The sequence below is a fragment of the Winogradskyella sp. genome (genome assembly GCF_003712105.1).
In the GTDB taxonomy this organism is placed as follows: domain Bacteria; phylum Bacteroidota; class Bacteroidia; order Flavobacteriales; family Flavobacteriaceae; genus Winogradskyella.
Window position 1 is genome coordinate 166,201 of record NZ_RHLG01000003.1, and the last position, 19,849, is coordinate 186,049.

General features: G+C 34.2%; 11 protein-coding genes. 5 read left to right on the forward strand and 6 right to left on the reverse strand.

Annotated elements, in window-relative coordinates; genetic code table 11:
* Window positions 1-497: 497 nt before the first annotated feature.
* Window positions 498-1,889 carry a tRNA uridine-5-carboxymethylaminomethyl(34) synthesis GTPase MnmE gene (gene mnmE / locus ED556_RS08660; RefSeq protein ID WP_296322248.1) on the reverse strand — a complete coding sequence of 464 codons (1,392 nt, stop codon included), beginning with the start codon at window positions 1,887-1,889 and terminating at the stop codon, window positions 498-500.
* Window positions 1,890-2,018: 129 nt separating this feature from the next.
* Here mnmE and ED556_RS08665 point away from each other — a divergent pair, with 129 nt between their 5' ends.
* The gene (locus tag ED556_RS08665) at window positions 2,019-3,170 is read left to right on the forward strand and encodes a TlpA disulfide reductase family protein (protein ID WP_296322250.1); all 1,152 of its coding nucleotides are present in this window, start codon (window positions 2,019-2,021) and stop codon (window positions 3,168-3,170) included.
* A 48-nt stretch (window positions 3,171-3,218) separates the two neighbouring features.
* Here the strand turns inward: ED556_RS08665 and ED556_RS08670 are convergent, their stop codons facing one another.
* Window positions 3,219-5,270: an HDIG domain-containing metalloprotein gene (locus tag ED556_RS08670; RefSeq protein WP_296322253.1), complete on the reverse strand. Its 2,052-nt coding sequence runs from the start codon at window positions 5,268-5,270 to the stop codon at window positions 3,219-3,221.
* A 113-nt stretch (window positions 5,271-5,383) separates the two neighbouring features.
* Here ED556_RS08670 and ED556_RS08675 point away from each other — a divergent pair, with 113 nt between their 5' ends.
* Window positions 5,384-6,562 carry an acetyl-CoA C-acyltransferase gene (locus ED556_RS08675; protein WP_296322257.1) on the forward strand — a complete coding sequence of 393 codons (1,179 nt, stop codon included), beginning with the start codon at window positions 5,384-5,386 and terminating at the stop codon, window positions 6,560-6,562.
* Between the two features lie 8 nt (window positions 6,563-6,570).
* Window positions 6,571-7,320, forward strand: coding sequence for a C40 family peptidase (locus ED556_RS08680; RefSeq protein ID WP_296322261.1), 750 nt, complete (start codon window positions 6,571-6,573; stop codon window positions 7,318-7,320).
* A 53-nt stretch (window positions 7,321-7,373) separates the two neighbouring features.
* Here ED556_RS08680 and ED556_RS08685 read toward each other — a convergent pair whose 3' ends face one another.
* Both ED556_RS08685 and gyrA read right to left on the reverse strand, forming a co-directional pair.
* Window positions 7,374-8,636 carry a hypothetical protein gene (locus ED556_RS08685; RefSeq protein WP_296322263.1) on the reverse strand — a complete coding sequence of 421 codons (1,263 nt, stop codon included), beginning with the start codon at window positions 8,634-8,636 and terminating at the stop codon, window positions 7,374-7,376.
* Window positions 8,637-8,661: 25 nt separating this feature from the next.
* Window positions 8,662-11,190: a DNA gyrase subunit A gene (gene gyrA, locus ED556_RS08690; RefSeq protein ID WP_296322266.1), complete on the reverse strand. Its 2,529-nt coding sequence runs from the start codon at window positions 11,188-11,190 to the stop codon at window positions 8,662-8,664.
* A gap of 258 nt (window positions 11,191-11,448) precedes the next feature.
* On the opposite strand from gyrA, the gene ED556_RS08695 reads away from it, so the two are divergent.
* A complete protein-coding gene (locus tag ED556_RS08695; protein WP_296322269.1) occupies window positions 11,449-14,001 on the forward strand; it encodes an ATP-dependent Clp protease ATP-binding subunit in 2,553 nt (850 codons plus the stop codon).
* Window positions 14,002-14,049: 48 nt separating this feature from the next.
* Here the strand turns inward: ED556_RS08695 and hutH are convergent, their stop codons facing one another.
* Both hutH and ED556_RS08705 read right to left on the reverse strand, forming a co-directional pair.
* Entirely contained in the window at window positions 14,050-15,600 is a 1,551-nt protein-coding gene (hutH, locus tag ED556_RS08700; protein ID WP_296322272.1) for a histidine ammonia-lyase, read from the reverse strand.
* Window positions 15,601-15,632: 32 nt separating this feature from the next.
* Window positions 15,633-17,177, reverse strand: a complete 1,545-nt coding sequence (locus ED556_RS08705; RefSeq protein ID WP_296322276.1) for an NAD(P)H-hydrate dehydratase — start codon at window positions 17,175-17,177, stop codon at window positions 15,633-15,635.
* A gap of 223 nt (window positions 17,178-17,400) precedes the next feature.
* Between ED556_RS08705 and thrA the strand changes: the two genes are divergently transcribed.
* Window positions 17,401-19,848 (forward strand): bifunctional aspartate kinase/homoserine dehydrogenase I, encoded by a 2,448-nt coding sequence (thrA, locus tag ED556_RS08710; protein ID WP_296322278.1) that lies wholly within the window; start codon window positions 17,401-17,403, stop codon window positions 19,846-19,848.
* The last annotated feature ends 1 nt before the right edge of the window (window position 19,849 follow it).

Here is a 19,849-nt window from a genome sequence, read left to right on the forward strand (position 1 = left end):
TTTAAAATCTTTCTTTAAGATACACAATTTACCAATTATTATAAAAACAAAAGCCCCCATAAGGAAGGCTTTAAGCCACTAATCTATTTAAGAATTTATGTCAAAATTAAAACTGTGAAAGATTGAAAGAAAAAGCGGTTGGTTTCAAATAATACATTACCCCAACATCGTATATAATACTATCTGAATTAAATAGTGCGGACGTATTTAACTTAACACTTCCAACCGCCTGTTAATCATTAAAACAAATTTCTTATCGGATTAATCACTTCTTTTTAAAACTTATATTTTTATAATGAAATCAGTGAAAAACTTACATTAAACCAAGTCAACTAAAAGGACTTTTAATGGCAAAATTTCAATCCTATAACAACTGTTTTTTCAATTAATATTAAGTAAAAATAAGGGTGTTCTTAATTAAATAAATGCGCCATTTATAGAATGGCGTTTATTATTCGTTTTACGGTATATAATTAGATTAATGAGGTAATTATAATCTATTTCCCGATACAGAAGTTTGCGAAAATATTTCCAAGTAAGTCATCGGTAGTAATCTCACCAGTAATTTCACCAAAGTGATATAATGCCTGGCGAATATCTATTGCCATCAAATCTCCAGAAAGTCCAGTTTCTAATCCGTATTTCACTTTTTGTACTTCTTCGTGTGCCTTAAGTAAACTATCGTAATGTCTGGAGTTTGTAACAATGGTTTCATCGTTGCGCAATGCACCAGTATTAATAAGTTCAAGTAATACCTTAGTGAGTTCATCAACACCGATTCCTGTTTTTGCAGACAGCAATAGAACATTAAGTATTTGCGATTTTAAGTTATGTGTTTGTTGCGCGTTAAGTTTATCAATTTTATTAGCAATTGCTAATAAAGGCTTTTGAGGATATTTGTTTTTTATTTTTTCTATTTCAAACTTAACAACGTCTAGTTTATCTATATTCTGCTCAGCATCAAACAAATAGATGGTAACTTTAGATTGTTCAATTTTTTCAAAAGTCTTTTTAATGCCAATACTTTCAACCACATCTTTAGTCTCTCTAATCCCAGCAGTATCAATAAATCTAAATCCAATACCACCTATCGAAATCTCGTCTTCTATAGTATCTCGTGTAGTGCCAGCGATTTCGGAAACAATTGCTCTTTCTTCATTTAAGAGCGCGTTGAGCAAAGTCGATTTTCCAACATTAGGTTCACCAACTATAGCGACTGGTATTCCGTTTTTAATGACATTGCCAACAGCAAATGAGTCAATCAATCGCTTTAAAACAAAATTAATGCGTTCTATTAACGCTTTAAATTGCGTTCTGTCAGCGAACTCTACATCTTCTTCAGAAAAATCAAGCTCTAACTCAATTAAACTTGCAAAATTCATCAGTTCCGAACGCAATTTTGCGATTTCTGATGAAAACCCACCGCGCATTTGCTGCATTGCAATTTGATGAGATGCTTCATTATCACTAGCTATTAAATCAGCCACAGCTTCTGCCTGACTTAAATCTAATTTACCATTTAAAAAAGCACGCAACGTAAACTCGCCTGCGGTAGCCATACGGCAACCGTTGCGTAAAAACAGTTGAATGATCTCTTGTTGAATGTATGCCGATCCGTGACAAGATATTTCGACAACATTTTCACCTGTATACGAATTTGGATTTTTAAAGACTGAAACTAACACTTCGTCTAAAGTCTTTTTACCCTCTACAATATGACCAAGATGTATAGTATGTGTTTTTTGCTTTGTAAGTGCCTTATTACTTTTTACAGATTTAAAATGCTTATCAGTTATGCTAATTGCATCGTTCCCAGATAGACGGATTACAGCAATTGCACCACTTCCTGAAGGCGTTGCTAGAGCAATTATAGTATCATGGTTAATCATGATGCAAAAATATTGCATTTAATTGTATTGGATACAAAATTACAAACTACATTTTATGATATAATTTACATTATGCTATCAATAGCTTACGCGTAACTTTTTATATTTGTGACCAAATAAAAATAAAATATGAAAAAATTAATCTTATTCTCTTTAGTTGGTTTATGTATGCTTAGTTGTAAAACAGAACCGAGAACAGATTATGTTATCAACGGCACAGCTAAAGGATTATACAATGGTATAAGGGTTTATCTTAATACAATGGATGAACGAGGTAGAATGACGGCTATAGATACAGCTATAGTAATGAATGAGAACTTTGTTCTCAATGGAAAAGTTGAGTACCCATCTTTATTATACTTAACCGTCAATGGTCTTAATGGTAGGTTGCCTTTAATGATTGGAAACTACGATATGACTCTTAATATAGATAATAAAATATTTGATAATTCGGTATTAGAAGGTTCAAAACCACATGATATCTTAAGTAATTTTAATGCTGAATTGACTAATTTGAAGGAGAAATTAAATAGTGCTTCAGAAGACTTAAGGAAGTCAACATTTTTGAGAGATACAGTATATATAGAGAAAGACAAAGCAACTGTAGAAAAATTAAGTAGAGAATTAACAGAATTGCCATATAAATTTATCGAAGATAACAGTTCAAGTTATGGTATTTTGCCAATTCTAAAAAATCAATTATTTGCAAGGGATTTAGACCCCGAAAAATTCATTGCGGTTTACGATAAGATCGATAATGCTTTAAAAAACACTTCAGAAGGCAAAAGTTTACAAGTTAGAATTCAACAGGTTAAAGCACAATTAGAAGCTCAGAAAGCAACGGCAATTGGTGCCAAAGCTCCAGAATTTTCGGCACCTACACCAGACGGTAATACTTTAGCGCTAAGTGAAGTGGTAAAGAAAAGTGAGATAACAATAATCGATTTTTGGGCTGCTTGGTGTGGTCCTTGTCGAAGAGAAAATCCTAATGTTGTTAGTGTATATAATGATTACCATAATAAAGGATTAGAAATTATAGGTGTTGGCTTAGATGGTAGACGCGGACAGCAGAACCCAAAAGAAGCTTGGATTAAAGCTATCGAAACTGATAAACTTAATTGGCATCAGGTATCAAATTTGAGATATTTTGATGACATCGCAAGACTATATAATGTTAACTCTATACCATCAATGTTTATATTAGATTCTAATGGTAAAATAATTGCTAAGAATCTACGTGGAATTGCACTACGAAATAAGATTTCTGAATTACTAGATTAAATCTTAAACCAACAATAAAAAAAGGTTAGAAATTGTTCTGACCTTTTTTTATTCTGGATATTCAATCCGAAGGTGATAGATGTTAGCTAATTTAAGCTTTAAAACACGCTTAATTGCCTCAATGTCTTTAAATGTAATATTGGCATTTAAAAACTGACCGGATTCCACTTGTTTGCTAATAATACTTTCAACAAACGTATTGATTTTTGTACTTGTCGGAGATTTGAGGCTTTTAGAAGCAGCCTCAACGCTATCACACATCATTAATATTGCAGTTTCTTTACTAAATGGTTTTGGGCCAGGATAAGAAAACTCATCTTCTGTAATATCTTCATTCAATGCCAACTCTTTCTTATAAAAATAATAAACAGTACTTGTACCGTGATGTGTTCTTATAAAATCTATAACACGATCGGGCAGATTATTTTTCTTGGCTATTTCTATGCCGTTAATAACATGATCAATAATTACTGAAGCACTTTCTTTTGAAGATAGTTCATCATGAGGGTTTAATCCTGTAGATTGATTTTCAGTAAAATAAGTAGGTTTTTGCATTTTTCCGATATCATGGTATAAGGCTCCTACTCTAACAAGCATAGCATTTGCACCAATTTCGTTTGCTGAAGCTTCAGCTAGGTTTGCAACATTTAATGAATGATGAAAAGTACCAGGTGCTTTATTGGACAATTCTTTAAGCAATTTGGAATTTGTATCTGACAACTCCAGTAAAGATACATCCGAAACTAATCCAAATAATTTCTCGTATATATAAATTAATGGTTGTACAAATAATGTTGCTAAGCCACCAAGGATAAACAATCCAAAAGTGTTCCACTTTATATTCGTAATCTGGCCTTCGTGAATCACATAAAAAGCAAAATATGCTATTATATAAATCAAGGTAATTTGACCTACTGATATAAAAAGATTTGCTCTTTTGTACAATTCAGACACTGTAAGAATCGTAACTATTCCAGCAATAATTTGAAGGAACATATACTCATAACTATTAGGAACTATAAAACCTAAAAGCAAAACGGTTAATACATGTGCGAATAGGCCTAATCTTGCATCGAAGAATGCTTTAAATACTAAAGGTAAAACACACAACGGAACTACATATAAATATTGTGAATTGTAGTTAATGACAATAGTTGTCAAAACGATCATCAATACAATATTAAAGAATATAAATGTGACTTTAGTGTTATTTAGGAATACATCCAACCTATATTTTTGAAGAAAAAGTAATAACATCAATAATGTTAGGGCAACCAGTAAAGTATAAGCCATTATAACCCAATTGTAGTTATTAGCACTCCATACTTGAGATTCGTATTCGGCTTTTAAAGATGTTAATATATTGTATTGAGATTCTTCAACAACTTGACCTTTAGAAATTATTAAAGTCCCTTCAGAGACTAAGCCACGTCGAGGAGAAATTCTTGAGAGTTTATCTTCTAGGGCTTTTTCTGTTAGGGATTTGTTATACACAATATTAGGCTCAATGATATTAAAAAAGATAGAAGTTAGCTCATTTTTATAACTGCCAAATCCATTTTTCTCTAGTTCTTCTTCTAAAAAAGTCCTAACATCTATTTGCCTATAAAACGCTTCAAATTTTAATTCACCCTTTTGCTCATTATTCTCGATTAGTATCGACTTCTTGTCGTCATTAAAATTATAGTCCGTGTCTAAAATGCCTTTAGAATATAACTGATTTAATACGGTTCGACCTTGGTTATAAAGTAATGCTCTATCATTAAATCCAGTAACAGTATCTCTAAACGTTGTATTAAATTCAGAGAGGTAGTTATCAAGTACTGAAGCTTTAACTGAAGATGAAAAATCAAAATATAATTCACTTTCTGCACGAGTATACTCTATCTCATTATTTATTTGTTCTTCTGTTTTCTTTATTGCAAAATCAAAAGGTGCGTAAAGGTTTTCGGATTGCCAAGGTTTACCATTGTCAAAAGAGAATCTAAATTTTCCTGTTGTTGGGAAAAGGTAGACAATAAAAAAAGTCGTTCCCAACAAAAGAAGCAACTTATAAACTAGCGCATGGTTACGGTACCATTTATTTATGATTTCATTCATAGACGATCAAATGTAATAAATATCTAATTCATTAAGTTTGATATACTCATATTTCCATAATAAATCGCTCAAAAATCATTAAATTCGCACCGTCTAAAACATAAGAAAGCAAAATGAGTAAAGAAGTCGTTATAGTTTCAGCAGTAAGAACTCCAATTGGAAGTTTTATGGGTGCTTTATCTACTGTTCCTGCTCCACGATTGGGAGCTATTGCAATAAAAGGTGCATTAGATAAAATAAACCTAAAACCAGAAATTGTGAATGAAGTTTTAATGGGCAATGTAGTGCAAGCCGGTACTGGGCAGGCTCCTGCTCGACAAGCTGCAATATATGCTGGCATACCTGATACCGTTCCTTGTACTACGGTTAATAAAGTATGTGCTTCTGGAATGAAATCTATTATGCAAGCAGCGCAAGCAATTCAACTAGGTGATGCCGAAATTATAGTTGCTGGTGGAATGGAAAACATGAGTCTTATTCCTCATTATTACCACGCAAGAAGTGCCAAAAAATTTGGACCTGCGACTTTCGAAGATGGCATGCAAAAAGATGGTCTCGTTGATGCTTATGATAAAAATGCAATGGGCGTATGTGCGGATGCCTGTGCTACCGAATATAAATTCTCTAGAGAAGACCAAGATGCCTATGCCATTCAATCTTATAAGCGCTCTCAAGAAGCTTGGGATTCTGGGAAATTTAATAATGAGGTTATCCCTGTAGAAGTACCACAGCGTCGCGGAGAACCAGTAATTGTTGATAAAGATGAGGAATATACCAACGTTAAGTTAGACAAGATTCCTAATCTAAGACCTGCATTTACTAAAGAAGGAACTGTTACTGCTGCAAATGCATCTACAATTAATGATGGTGCTGCTGCAATGGTTTTAATGAGTAAAGAAAAAGCGATCGAATTAGGTATAACTCCAATTGCAACAATAAAAAGTTATGCAGATGCAGCTCAAGAACCAAAATGGTTTACAACTGCTCCTGCAAAGGCATTACCAAAAGCATTATCTAAGGCAGATCTGAGTCTTGATGATATAGATTACTTTGAATTTAACGAGGCCTTTTCTGTAGTGGGTCTTGCAAATATGAAAATTCTTGAACTCAATGATAGTAATGTAAATGTTAATGGTGGTGCTGTATCTTTAGGTCATCCTCTTGGTTGCTCTGGAGCAAGAATCCTTGTAACATTATTAAGTGTATTAGAACAAAATAATGCAAAATATGGTGCCGCAGCAATATGCAATGGCGGTGGTGGTGCTTCGGCTGTAGTTATAGAGCGTGCTTAACTAATATTATGCTATACGGAATTTGCAATCTTGGTATCGTTCCAATGCGCTCAGAACCTTCTGATACATCTGAGCTTGTATCTCAACTACTTTACGGAGATTGTTTTAAAGTGCTAGAAAAACGCAAAAAATGGAGTCGTATCCGCGTCGCATTTGATAAGTACGAAGCTTGGATAGATAATAAGCAGTATTTAGAAATTGAGGCAGACGACTACAAATCAATTACTAATTCTAAACCTATCCTTTCTCAAGATTTATTAGAGTTTGTCTCTGATGCTTCACAAAATATTTTTACTATTCCATTAGGTGCTACATTAAATGGACTTGAAATTCTGAATCATAAGTTTGATGGAAACAAACAGTCAGGACAACAAGAAAAATCTAACTTAATCAATACTGCATTTAACTATTTAAATTCCCCATATTTATGGGGTGGAAAAACACCGTTTGGTATAGACTGTTCTGGTTTTACCCAAATGGTATACAAAATAAATGGATATCAACTTAAGCGAGATGCTTCTCAACAAGCGATTCAGGGTGATGCATTGAGTTTTATAGAAGAAAGTGAACCTGGAGACCTAGCGTTTTTTGATAATGCTGATGGAGATATTATCCATGTTGGAATAATCATGGAAGACAATTATATTATTCATGCACATGGGAAAGTGAGGATAGATAGGCTAGATCACAGTGGTATTTATAATGCTGATAGAAATATACATACACACAAATTAAGGGTTATAAAAAAGATTATATAAAAAAAGCGGTTTTGTATAAAAACCGCTTTTATTTTTTTAAAAAATAAAGTTTATTAATTGCCCGCTTCCATATCAGCGATTTTCTGCTTCATTTCGTTATACTTATCAGTCATGAATGCCGTACTATATATATCCCTAAGATATTTAGCCGTCTCTATCTCTGGTTTTAATTCGAAAGCTTTTTCTACATAAGGAATAGCTTTTTTATATAATTCAAGTCGTTTTGCTCTTAATTCATCGTATCTAGCATTATCAGCAGAAGACGTTCCAAGGCTATTCATTTCTTCAACCATTGCTCTATCATCGTCTAGTATCAATGCCCCAATATTTAAGTATGGCTCTGACATTTTTGGATTAACTTTAGTTGCATTTTCAAAATAATTCATAGCCATCTCACTTTCATTAATTTCCATGGCGAAAATTCCAAAATTCATAAGATTTATGGCATCACCTTTAATTAACGAATTAGCACTTTCTAATAATGGTTTTATTTTGTCCTTTTGATTTGAAGCTAAATAGGCTTTTGCTTCTGCAATTACCAATTGGGTATCTTCTGGGTTGTATTCTTTAGCTTTAGCAATAAGTTCTAAAGCCTTATCTGCTTTCTCTTGACTAGAGTAAATCAGAGCCATATATCTTAAAATCTCACCTTGTTTCGATGGTAATTTTTTATCTTTAGGTGCAATATATTGTCTTGATTTAATTGAAGCATCTCTTAAGTCTTTACTGTTAAATATCTCCTCTTCACCAGTTTCCTTATTTGTTGCAACATATTGAACGCTTTCGCCTTTATAACCCATCTCTTGTAATTGTTTATAAAACTCAAGAGATTTATCGAATTTTTGTGCATTGAGATAAGATGAGGCTGCAGCATATAAAAATAAGGTATCTGTTTTAGACAAATTATAAGCTCTGTAAAAACTATCACCAGCTGCTTCATTATTTCCCTTTTGTGCAGCAGAATATGCAGATTGAACTACAGATTGAAAAATATTATTTTTAATGGTTAAAGCATCTTTTTTATATTTTGATTTACTTAAACTCATTAAGTTTTCTATAGCTTCCAATGCACTATCTATATCTGAATTTGCAATTGCACCATTAGAGTATAAGGACTTTGCTTTAAAAAAGTAGAATTTATCCTTCGTTTTTTCATCCATATTGGCTAGAAGCGGTTCAGCCTGAGCAACCAAACTTTTTGCCTCAGAAAAATTATTATTCTTTATAGCCTTTTCTAATGCCTTTATTTCATTCTTCTGAGAAAATGAAGTATAAGCTATGAGAACTGAGCATATTAGCGTTATAAATTTTTTCATTTTTATCAATTAATTTTTAGTTATTCTAGTTTTTGTCATTGTTAGTATCAATAGCCGTGCCATCCTGGTCAAGGTCTTGATTTTCAATAGTTTTAACGTCGTCATCAGATTCATTTTCATCTTTCATGACTTTAGCAACTGCAGCTATAGAATCGCTTCCTTTAAGATTTATCAACTTAACACCTTGCGTCGCTCTACCCATAACCCTCAAATTTGCAACCTCCATTCGAATGGCAATTCCAGACTTATTGATAATCATTAAATCATCTTCGTCAGTCACATTTTTAATGGCCACTAAGTTACCTGTTTTTTCTGTAATTGATATCGTTTTAACTCCTTTACCACCACGATTAGTAATTCTATAGTCCTCTAAACTTGATCGTTTACCATAACCGTTCTCCGATACAACAAGAATATTGCTGTCCATGTCATTAACGGCTATCATTCCGATAACTTCATCCTTTGGATGCCCAAGTGTAATACCTCGAACACCTGAAGCATTACGACCCATTGGTCGTGTTTTTGCCTCTTCAAATCGAATAGCTTTACCAGATTTTAAAGCAAGCATAACTTGGCTTTCGCCTGTTGTTAATTTCGCTTCTAAAAGTTCATCATTTTCTTTTATAGTAATGGCGTTAATGCCATTTGTTCTTGGTCGTGAATATTGCTCGAGAGATGTTTTCTTTACTTGACCATTTTTAGTAGCCATGATGACATAATGATTATTAATGTATTCCTCATCTTTTAAATCTTGAGTACATATAAATGCCATTACTTTATCATCTTGCTCGATGTTGATCAGGTTTTGGATTGCTCTACCTTTTGATGTCTTACTGCCTTCAGGAATCTCATAGACGCGCATCCAGAAACATTTACCTTTTTGAGTAAAGAATAACATGTATTGATGATTAGTTCCAACAAATAAATGCTCTAAGAAATCTTCATTACGCGTAGTAGATGCTTTCTGACCAACACCTCCTCTATTTTGAGTTTTATATTCTGTAAGAGATGTACGTTTTATATAACCTGCATGAGAAATAGTAATGACTACTTTTTCGTCAGGTATCATATCTTCTATACTTAGATCTCCACCTGCATATTCAATAGTTGAACGTCTCTCATCACCATATTTAGATTTCACTTCGAGTAGCTCTTCCTTAATGATATCCATACGACGATCTTTCTTATCTAAAATATCTTTAAGGTCTTCGATAGTTTTCATTAACTCCTCATACTCAGCTCTTAGCTTATCTTGTTCAAGACCTGTAAGCTGGCGTAAACGCATTTCTACAATCGCCTTAGCTTGTATTTCGCTCAGTTTAAAGCGTTCAATTAATTTAGCACGAGCCTCATCTGCATTAGCACTCGCTCTAATTAATGCTATAACTTCGTCTATATTATCAGAGGCAATTATTAATCCTTCAAGAATATGTGCACGCTCTTCTGCTTTTCTTAACTCATATTTAGTACGTCTTACAACAACATCATGTCTGTGGTCTACAAAATGGAGTATTAAATCCTTGAGATTTAGAAGCTCTGGACGACCATTAACAAGTGCAATATTGTTAACGCTAAACGATGATTGTAATGCAGTATATTTATAAAGCTTATTTAATACTATATTAGGAATTGCATCCCGTTTTAAAACATATACAATACGCATTCCTTTTCTGTCAGACTCATCACGTATTGTAGAAATTCCGTCTATTTTCTTATCATTAACCAAATCAGCCGTCTTTTTAATCATGTCGGCTTTATTGACTTGATAAGGTATCTCGTTAACAATTATACATTCTCTTCCATTTACTTCTTCAATGTTTGCTTTTCCTCTTAGTACAATTCTACCACGTCCTGTCTCGAAGGCTTCTTTTACTCCATCATACCCATAAATAGTTCCTCCAGTCGGAAAATCTGGAGCCTTAACATATTGCATTAACTCGTCAACCTCGATAGAATTGTTATCAATATAAGCCACCGTTCCGTCAACAACTTCACTTAAATTATGTGGAGGCATATTAGTTGCCATACCTACTGCGATACCTGATGCACCATTTACTAAAAGTCCAGGAATTCTTGTAGGTAGTACCGTTGGTTCTTGAAGTGTATCATCAAAATTTAATTTATGGTCAACAGTATCCTTGTCAATATCTGCCAACATGTCTTCAGATATTTTACGCATACGTGCTTCAGTATAACGCATCGCTGCCGGACTGTCCCCGTCAATTGAGCCGAAATTTCCTTGTCCATCAATTAACATGTAACGTAAACTCCACTCCTGCGCCATACGCACCATAGTGTCATATACTGATGTATCACCATGAGGGTGATATTTACCTAAAACTTCACCAACAATTCTTGCTGATTTTTTATGAGCGGTATTAGCCCTAACTCCGAGTTCGTGCATTCCATAAAGTACGCGTCTGTGAACAGGTTTTAAACCATCTCTCACATCTGGTAATGCACGTGACACAATGACCGACATCGAGTAATCGATGTACGCAGATTTCATTTCATCTTCAATGTTGATAGGGATTAATTTTTCGCCTTCTGCCATATTTTTTATGTTAATTTTTTACTTAATTATCGTAACGTGCTAATATAACTAATTTGTTAGGTTTAATAGTACTTTACGACATACTTTTAGGTCATTTTATTAACAATTTTAAATGGTAATTTCGTTAATAAGTATCTTACTCTAAATTTTGAATTTCGAACCTTTTTTAGTCTATTCGTTAATTTAGTATTAATAAGGTACAGTTTTTGCCCTATATGTATTTGAATTTATTATTTTTAATGCTGAACGATTACAAACATGGACGATAATTTTTCCCCAAGAGTAAAAGATGTTATCGCGTACAGCAAGGAAGAAGCTTTGCGATTAGGACACGACTTTATTGGCACTGAGCATTTAATGCTTGGATTGCTAAGAGATGGTAATGGAAAAGCTATAGATATTTTAAACTCTCTTGAAGTAGATTTAAATCATCTACGTAGAAAAGTTGAAATTCTAAGCCCTGCAAACCCTAATATTCCTGTAACATCTAACGAGAAGAAAAACCTACACTTAACTAGGCAAGCAGAGCGAGCCCTAAAAACAACATTCTTAGAAGCAAAGTTGTTTCAGAGCACATCTATTAATACGGCGCATTTACTCTTGTGTATTTTGCGTAACGAAAACGATCCAACTACCAAGCTTTTGAACAAGCTTAAGGTAGATTATGATAATGTCAAAGAAGTATTTAAATCTATGATTACAAGCGAAGATGATTTCTTAGAAGAACCAAAAGCAGAATCCTATTCTGATGACGATATGAACGAATCTGAAGAACCTGAAAAGCAAAATCCTTTCAGCGGTGCATCACAAAAAGGAAATAAAAAGTCAAAAACACCTGTTCTAGATAATTTTGGTAGAGATTTGACAGTATTAGCCGAGGAAGGAAAACTCGACCCTGTGGTTGGACGTGAAGAAGAAATACAGCGCGTTTCTCAGATTCTAAGTAGACGTAAGAAAAATAACCCGCTATTAATTGGTGAGCCAGGTGTCGGTAAATCTGCCATTGCCGAAGGATTAGCCTTACGTATTGTAAAACGAAAAGTTTCACGTACACTTTTTAACAAACGTGTAGTGACTCTTGATTTAGCAAGTTTAGTAGCAGGTACAAAATATAGAGGACAGTTTGAAGAGCGCATGAAAGCGGTTATGAATGAGCTCGAAAAGAATGATGATATTATTCTATTTATAGACGAAATTCATACTATAGTCGGCGCAGGTGGCGCAACTGGAAGCTTAGACGCCTCTAACATGTTCAAGCCCGCATTAGCAAGAGGTGAAATTCAATGTATAGGCGCTACAACTTTAGATGAATACCGTCAATATATTGAAAAAGATGGTGCTCTTGAGCGTCGTTTTCAAAAGGTATTAGTACAACCTACAAGTGTTGAACAAACTATTGAGATATTAAATAATATTAAAGGTAAATACGAGGAGCATCATAACGTTGACTACACTGATGCAGCGATTGAAGCGTGTGTTAAACTTACTAATCGTTATATGACAGAACGTTTTTTACCAGACAAAGCTATTGATGCGCTGGATGAGGCTGGTTCTCGTGTTCACATTACTAATATTGATGTTCCTAAACAAATTATAGAACTTGAGCAAAAGCTAGAGGAAGTTAGAGAAACAAAAAATAGTGTTGTTAAAAAACAGAAATACGAAGAAGCTGCTAAGCTAAGAGATGATGAAAAGCGTCTTGAAAAAGACTTAGCTTTAGCCCAAGAAAAATGGGAAGACGAAACTAAATTGCATCGACAAGTTGTTACAGAAGATAATGTTGCTGATGTAATCTCTATGATGACTGGTATTCCTGTAAATAAAATTGCTCAGACTGAAATTAATAAACTTGCTGAATTACCAAACCTTATCAAAGGTCGAGTAATTGGTCAGGATGATGCCGTTAAAAAAGTAGTTAAAGCTATACAGCGAAACAGAGCTGGATTAAAAGATCCTAATAAACCAATTGGTTCGTTTATATTCTTAGGTCAAACAGGTGTTGGTAAAACACAACTTGCTAAGGTTTTGGCTAACGAGCTTTTTGATAATGATGATGCGCTCATAAGAATAGATATGAGTGAATACATGGAGAAATTTGCAATTTCAAGATTAATTGGAGCACCTCCTGGTTATGTTGGCTATGAAGAAGGTGGGCAGCTTACTGAAAAAGTACGTCGTAAGCCTTATGCCGTAATCTTGCTTGATGAGATTGAGAAAGCACATCCGGATGTATTCAATATGCTCTTACAAGTATTGGATGATGGCTATCTAACTGACAGCTTAGGTCGCAAAATTGACTTTAGAAACACCATAATAATTATGACTTCAAATATTGGAGCTCGTAAATTAAAAGATTTTGGTACAGGTGTTGGTTTTGGAACATCTGCTAAAGAATCTCAAGCCGCAGAGCATGCAAAAGGTGTTATTGAAAATGCACTTAAAAAAGCATTCGCTCCTGAATTCCTAAATAGAATTGATGACGTTGTAGTCTTTAATACTTTAGAAAAAGAAGATATCAACAAAATTATTGATATTGAACTAGTTAAGCTTGTTAAACGCATTAAAGATTTAGGTTACGAACTTAAACTTTCAGCAAAAGCGAAAGGCTATATTGCTGATAAAGGTTTTGATTCACAATACGGCGCTAGACCATTAAAACGAGCAATTCAGAAATATATAGAAGATGCATTGGCCGAAGAGATAATTAATTCCAAAATTCAAGAAGGTGATATTATCTCTATGGATTTAGATGAGAAAAATGATGTGCTAAAAATTAAAGTAAAATCACCAGAAGAAACTAAAGAATCCTAGGCATTGAATTTGTGAAAAATATAACCGCTTCGATTGAGGCGGTTTTTTTTATTCATTTTCTAAAAGGCTCACCTTAACGCCATAATCATTCAAAAACAATTCAAAATCAGTGATATTATATTTTTTAAGAAACTTGATGCTCTTTTCAATATCATCATGCAATATCTCATCTTTCTTGATAAATGGAACTTCTTTACGATACGCCTTTAAAAACAACTCTATAAATCTAGAAGACTTCATTGGCCTTCTAAACTCAATTGCTTGCGACGCGTTAAATAACTCGATAGCTATAATGCGCTCAACATTTCTTATTAAACTATAGGCCTGCGTTGCTGCATTTGCACCCATACTAACATGGTCTTCTTGCCCATTACTAGAAACAATACTATCAATACTGGCCGGTGTTGCTAATTGTTTGTTGGCACTTACAATACTTGCAGCAGTATATTGAGGAATCATAAAGCCCGAATTAAGACCAGGATTGTCTACTAAAAATGTAGGTAAACCACGCAAACCTGATACTAATTGAAATATTCGACGTTCAGAAATGTTTCCAATTTCGGCCATGGCTATTTTTAAATAATCAAAGGCTAAGGCCAAGGGCTGACCATGAAAATTGCCTGCCGAGATTATCGAGTCCTCATCTGGAAATATATTTGGATTATCTGTTACGGAGTTAATTTCTGTAATTATCGTTTTTTCTACAAAATCAATAGTATCTTTTGTTGCACCATGAACTTGGGGTATACATCTAAAGGAATAAGGATCTTGAACATGTTCTTTCTTTCTCCTTATTAACTCACTATCTTTTAAGAACTCTGTAAATCGTCTGGCCACTTTAAGCTGACCAGCATGTGGCCTAATAATATGAACCAAATCATTAAAAGGCTCTATTCTACCATCAAAAGCCTCTAAAGATATACTAGCGACAATATCAGCTAAATAGGATGTTTTGTGAGATAATAGTAAACAATACACACCATAAGCTGTCATAAATTGTGTACCGTTTAATAGCGCAAGGCCTTCTTTGGCTTCAAGCTTAATAGGTTTCCAATTAAATTTTTTTAATACTGTCGACGTATTAATCAATCGGTTTTTGTAAGTAACTTTTCCTTTACCTATTAACGGCAGCGATAAATGTGCTAAAGGTGCCAAATCACCAGAAGCTCCTAATGAACCTTGTGTATAAACAAACGGAAGGATATCATTATTAAAAAAATCTATCAATCTATTAACAGTAGAGAGTTGCACGCCACTATGACCAAAACTCAAAGATTTAATCTTGAGTAATAACATGATTTTTACAATCCGTTCTGGCACTTTATCTCCTGTACCGCAAGCATGAGACATCACCAAATTTTCTTGCAATTTGGTAAGGTCTCTATTCGATATTTTTACATTATAAAGTGAGCCAAAACCTGTGTTTATACCATAAAAAGGTTTGTCGTTTCCTGATAACTTAGAATCCAAATACTCTTTAGATCTTTTAATAGAGGAAATGACTTCGCTTGAAAGCTTAATTTGCTTGTGATTAAAGATAATGTCATTAATATCCTTTAAAGTAAGCTTTGAAGAAGATATTGTATAGAATTTAGACATTTATATATTGATTTAGTATAACGTATTGATTGCTAGTCTTCTGCCTCTTCTTGTTGAGGCTGTTCCGGTTGTCGAAATAAATCTATGAAAGCTTCTCCTAAATAATCGATCACATGCCCAGCCATCAAACTCTGGTAACCGAAATCTTCAACTGCAATATCTGCAGATCTTCCGTGTAAATAAACGCCAAATAACGCTGCTTCGATTGGAGAGTACCCTTGACATAGTAATCCAGTAATAATGCCAGTTAACACATCACCTGAGCCAGCAGTAGCTAAGCCAGGATTCCCAGTGACATTTATATATTTTTTGGCACCATACACAGTTAAAGTATTGGCGCCTTTAATAACTAGGATGACTTTATGTTCATTCGAAAACGCAGTAGCTTTCTCAAGTTTTTCAAAATCTGAAGACCACTCACCTATTAAACGCTTTAGTTCGCCTGGATGTGGCGTTATAATAGAACTTTCAGGAAGTAACTTTAATAGTTCATTATGTTTTGAAAGAATATTTATAGCATCAGCATCAATCACCAAAGGTGTAGTATTGGTTTTTAAGAATTTCTTTAATGCGGCTACACTTTCTTTTTCTGTACCTAAACCCATACCTATAGCAATAGCTGTAGGCTCAATATCAAATTCAATATTAGTTATTTTGTCTTCATTGTCGTCAGTCATAACCATAGCTTCTGGTACACTTGTCTGAAGCGGTATATAACCACATTTAGGTACATAAGCAGTTGCAAGGCCAGAACCTGAGGCCAAAACGGCATGAGTTGTTAATTTCACCGCGCCAATCTTTCCATAGCTACCACCAATAACTAAACCATGACCAAAATCGCCTTTATGAGAAAACTTGTCTCTAGGCTTATAAAGTGGCAAAACTTCATGCTTCGATATGAGCTCTACTTCTGTATCTGTAGTCATCAAGTATTCGCGGTCAATGCCAATATCTATAACTTCCCATTGAATGGTGTATTTAGCCGTATCTGGCAAGAAAAAAACAAGCTTCGGACTTTGGAAACTTAAGGTATGATTTGCATAAACTACGCCATTAGGATCATCTAGAGGTTTATCGGTATATAATCCTGACGGAATATCTATAGATAGCGTAAATGCTCTCGAACTTTTAAAATGGGCAAATAACCTCTTAATCCAATCTTCAATAGGACGATTAAGACCTATACCGAATACGGCATCAACAATAATATCATCGTGATGAATATCTGGAAAATCGGATTCACATTTTAAGAGTTGTGGCCATTTTTTAGTGACCTCTTTAACTCTATCATAGTTAGCCAAAAAACCTTTTGAGCGACTGTTGCCACAATTTACAACATACGTCTCTACATTGTAACCATGAGTAATTAAATGCCTCGCTAACACTAAGCCATCGCCACCATTATTACCTATTCCACAGAATATATGAATTGGAACTTGTGCACCTTGCATACGCATATGTAACCAATTAAATATCTGCAAACCTGCACGTTCCATCAATTCGGTTACAGGAAGTTGCTGACGATCTATCGTTATTTTATCAGCTTCGTAAATTTGAGCTCTAGAAAAAACTTTCATAAAAAAATCATTAATATAAATCACATCTTTTTAACAATTCGATAAAAATAGAAGTAAAGACGCTATTGTATTTTTTTATAGTCGTAAAAATAATACATTTGGCGAGTAATGAATACAAAAACAAGTAGACATTAAATGCTTTATGTATTGATAGTTTAAAAATTAGTTTTACTGTCAAGACAATGGCAGTAAATAGGATTAATTAAAGTATTAAGTATCAATAATGAAAGTTTTAAAGTTTGGCGGAACGTCCGTAGGTTCAGCAGCTAATATTACTCAAGTCATCTCAATCTTAGAGAAAAAATCTCAAGATACTTCAATTGTTGCTGTAGTTTCGGCAGTTGGTGGCGTCACTGATAAGCTGTTAAAAGCAGGTGACTTAGCTATAAAAAAGGATGAGGCCTATCTTCAAGTTTTTGAAGACATTCAAAATATACATATCGAATTAGTCAACACGCTAATTCTAGAAGATAACAATGAGATTATTGCGAAAATTGAATCCAAGTTATCAGAGCTTAAAAGTTTACTTGAAGGCTTATTTCTACTTAATGATCTCACTCCTAAAATTTCTGATAAGCTTGTAAGCTTCGGAGAATTGTTGTCATCATATATCATTGCTGAGTGCATGGCATCAAAGCAAATGAATGTTACAAGAAAAAACAGCCAAGAGCTTATTGTAACAAATAACAATCATGGCAATGCTCAAGTTAAAAAAGATATCACAAGAGCTAATATCAAAGCCTATTTTGATAAATCAGACGCATTAATTACCATTTTACCTGGGTTTGTGGCCAATTCTGAAGATGGTGAACAAACCACTTTAGGTCGCGGTGGTTCTGACTTTACAGCAGCTATCGTAGCAGCGGCTTTAAATGCTGAAGTATTAGAAATTTGGACAGATGTTAGCGGTATGTTTACTGCTAACCCTAAAATAGTGAAACAAGCCAAGCCTATAGAACGGCTGTCATTTCAAGAAGCATTAGAGTTATCGCATTTTGGAGCAAAAGTATTGTATCCGCCAACAGTTCAGCCAGTACTTGAAGCAAAAATTCCGATGCTTATTAAAAACACATTGCGACCTGATGATGAAGGCACACGTATTTCTAATGAATCTGAAGTATCTATAAAAAATCCTGTAAGAGGAATTACACATATTAATGATATTGCATTACTTACGCTTCAAGGGCCGAGTATGGTTGGAATTCCAGGCTTTTCAAAACGTCTTTTTGAAACCCTAGCCAGTGAAAAAATAAATGTGATTTTCATTACTCAGGCATCATCAGAGCATGCGATATGTTTCGGAATAAATTCAGAAGACGCTAAACTAGCTGAAACCATTATTAACGAAGCTTTTGAATACGAAATAACACTCAAAAAAATAGAGCCAATTGTTGTAGAAACTGGTCTTTCTATCATTGCTGTTATCGGTGACAACATGAAAAACTACCAAGGCATTAGTGGTAGAATGTTTAGAACACTTGGGAAAAATAATATCAATGTAAGAGCCATTGCACAAGGTGCTTCAGAGCGTAACATATCGGCTGTAATTAATGAAAATGATGTCAAAAAAGCATTGAATTCATTACACGAGCGCTTTTTTGAGGTAGAGGCAAAACAGCTTAACGTATTCATCGTTGGTGTTGGTAATGTTGGCGAGCGTCTAATCGACCAGATTGAACAGCAACACGAGTTTCTTAAAGAAAAGCTCCAGATAGATGTACGCATTATTGGTATGGCTAACTCACGTAAAATGGTTTTTAAGGAAGATGGTATTCCATTAGAAAATTGGCCTTCAGCATTTGATTTTGCTCAACAATCAAATCTAGAAGGATTTTTTAATAAGGTTATAGAACTCAATTTACGTAACAGTATTTTTGTAGATATTACAGCTCACGAAGTGGTTTCAGATTGGTATGCTGCTTATTTGAAAAATAGTATTTCGGTAGTTGCTTGTAATAAAATTGCATGTTCTGGACCATATGATGTTTATGAAAACCTGCACAATTTAGCTCTTAGTTATAATGCTTCATTTCTTTATGAAACCAATGTTGGCGCAGGTTTACCAATAATTAATACATTAAATAATTTAGTAGCTTCAGGTGATAAAGTCACAAGCATACAGGCTGTATTATCTGGTAGTTTAAATTTTGTCTTTAATAATTTTGGCGACCACACTAATTTCCATGATACCGTTAAGCGTGCTCAATTTGAAGGCTATACTGAACCAGACCCTAGAATTGATTTAAGTGGCATAGATGTCGCCCGAAAAATATTAATTCTTGCTCGTGAAAACGGCGGAAAAATGGAAATTGATGATATCGAAAATGAGTCATTCTTAACCAAAGCTAATCTTGAAGCCGAGACCGTTGATGATTTTTACGAGTCTTTAAAAGAAGATGAAGCACATTTTCAAGATATATATGCGTCTGCAAAAGCGAACGATTGCCAATTAAAATATGTCGCTGAGTTTAAAGACGGAAAGGCCAAGGTTGGTCTTAGAGAAATACCTATAGGTCATCCATTCTATAATCTTGAAGGCAAAGACAATATTGTAATGTTTTACACAGAGCGATACCCAGAACAACCACTTATAGTAAAAGGCGCTGGTGCTGGCGCTGATGTAACAGCATCGGGATTGTTTGCGGATATTATCAAAATTGGAAACAGATAGT

What these genes read in the sequence shown, in the direction of transcription:
- hutH (WP_296322272.1), bottom strand. Translation starts at nt 15,600, where the DNA reads ATGTCTAAATTCTATACAATATCTTCTTCAAAGCTTACTTTAAAGGAT.
- ED556_RS08705 (WP_296322276.1), bottom strand. Translation starts at nt 17,177, where the DNA reads ATGAAAGTTTTTTCTAGAGCTCAAATTTACGAAGCTGATAAAATAACG.
- mnmE (WP_296322248.1), bottom strand. Translation starts at nt 1,889, where the DNA reads ATGATTAACCATGATACTATAATTGCTCTAGCAACGCCTTCAGGAAGT.
- thrA (WP_296322278.1), top strand. Translation starts at nt 17,401, where the DNA reads ATGAAAGTTTTAAAGTTTGGCGGAACGTCCGTAGGTTCAGCAGCTAAT.
- ED556_RS08665 (WP_296322250.1), top strand. Translation starts at nt 2,019, where the DNA reads ATGAAAAAATTAATCTTATTCTCTTTAGTTGGTTTATGTATGCTTAGT.
- ED556_RS08680 (WP_296322261.1), top strand. Translation starts at nt 6,571, where the DNA reads ATGCTATACGGAATTTGCAATCTTGGTATCGTTCCAATGCGCTCAGAA.
- ED556_RS08685 (WP_296322263.1), bottom strand. Translation starts at nt 8,636, where the DNA reads ATGAAAAAATTTATAACGCTAATATGCTCAGTTCTCATAGCTTATACT.
- ED556_RS08675 (WP_296322257.1), top strand. Translation starts at nt 5,384, where the DNA reads ATGAGTAAAGAAGTCGTTATAGTTTCAGCAGTAAGAACTCCAATTGGA.
- gyrA (WP_296322266.1), bottom strand. Translation starts at nt 11,190, where the DNA reads ATGGCAGAAGGCGAAAAATTAATCCCTATCAACATTGAAGATGAAATG.
- ED556_RS08670 (WP_296322253.1), bottom strand. Translation starts at nt 5,270, where the DNA reads ATGAATGAAATCATAAATAAATGGTACCGTAACCATGCGCTAGTTTAT.
- ED556_RS08695 (WP_296322269.1), top strand. Translation starts at nt 11,449, where the DNA reads ATGGACGATAATTTTTCCCCAAGAGTAAAAGATGTTATCGCGTACAGC.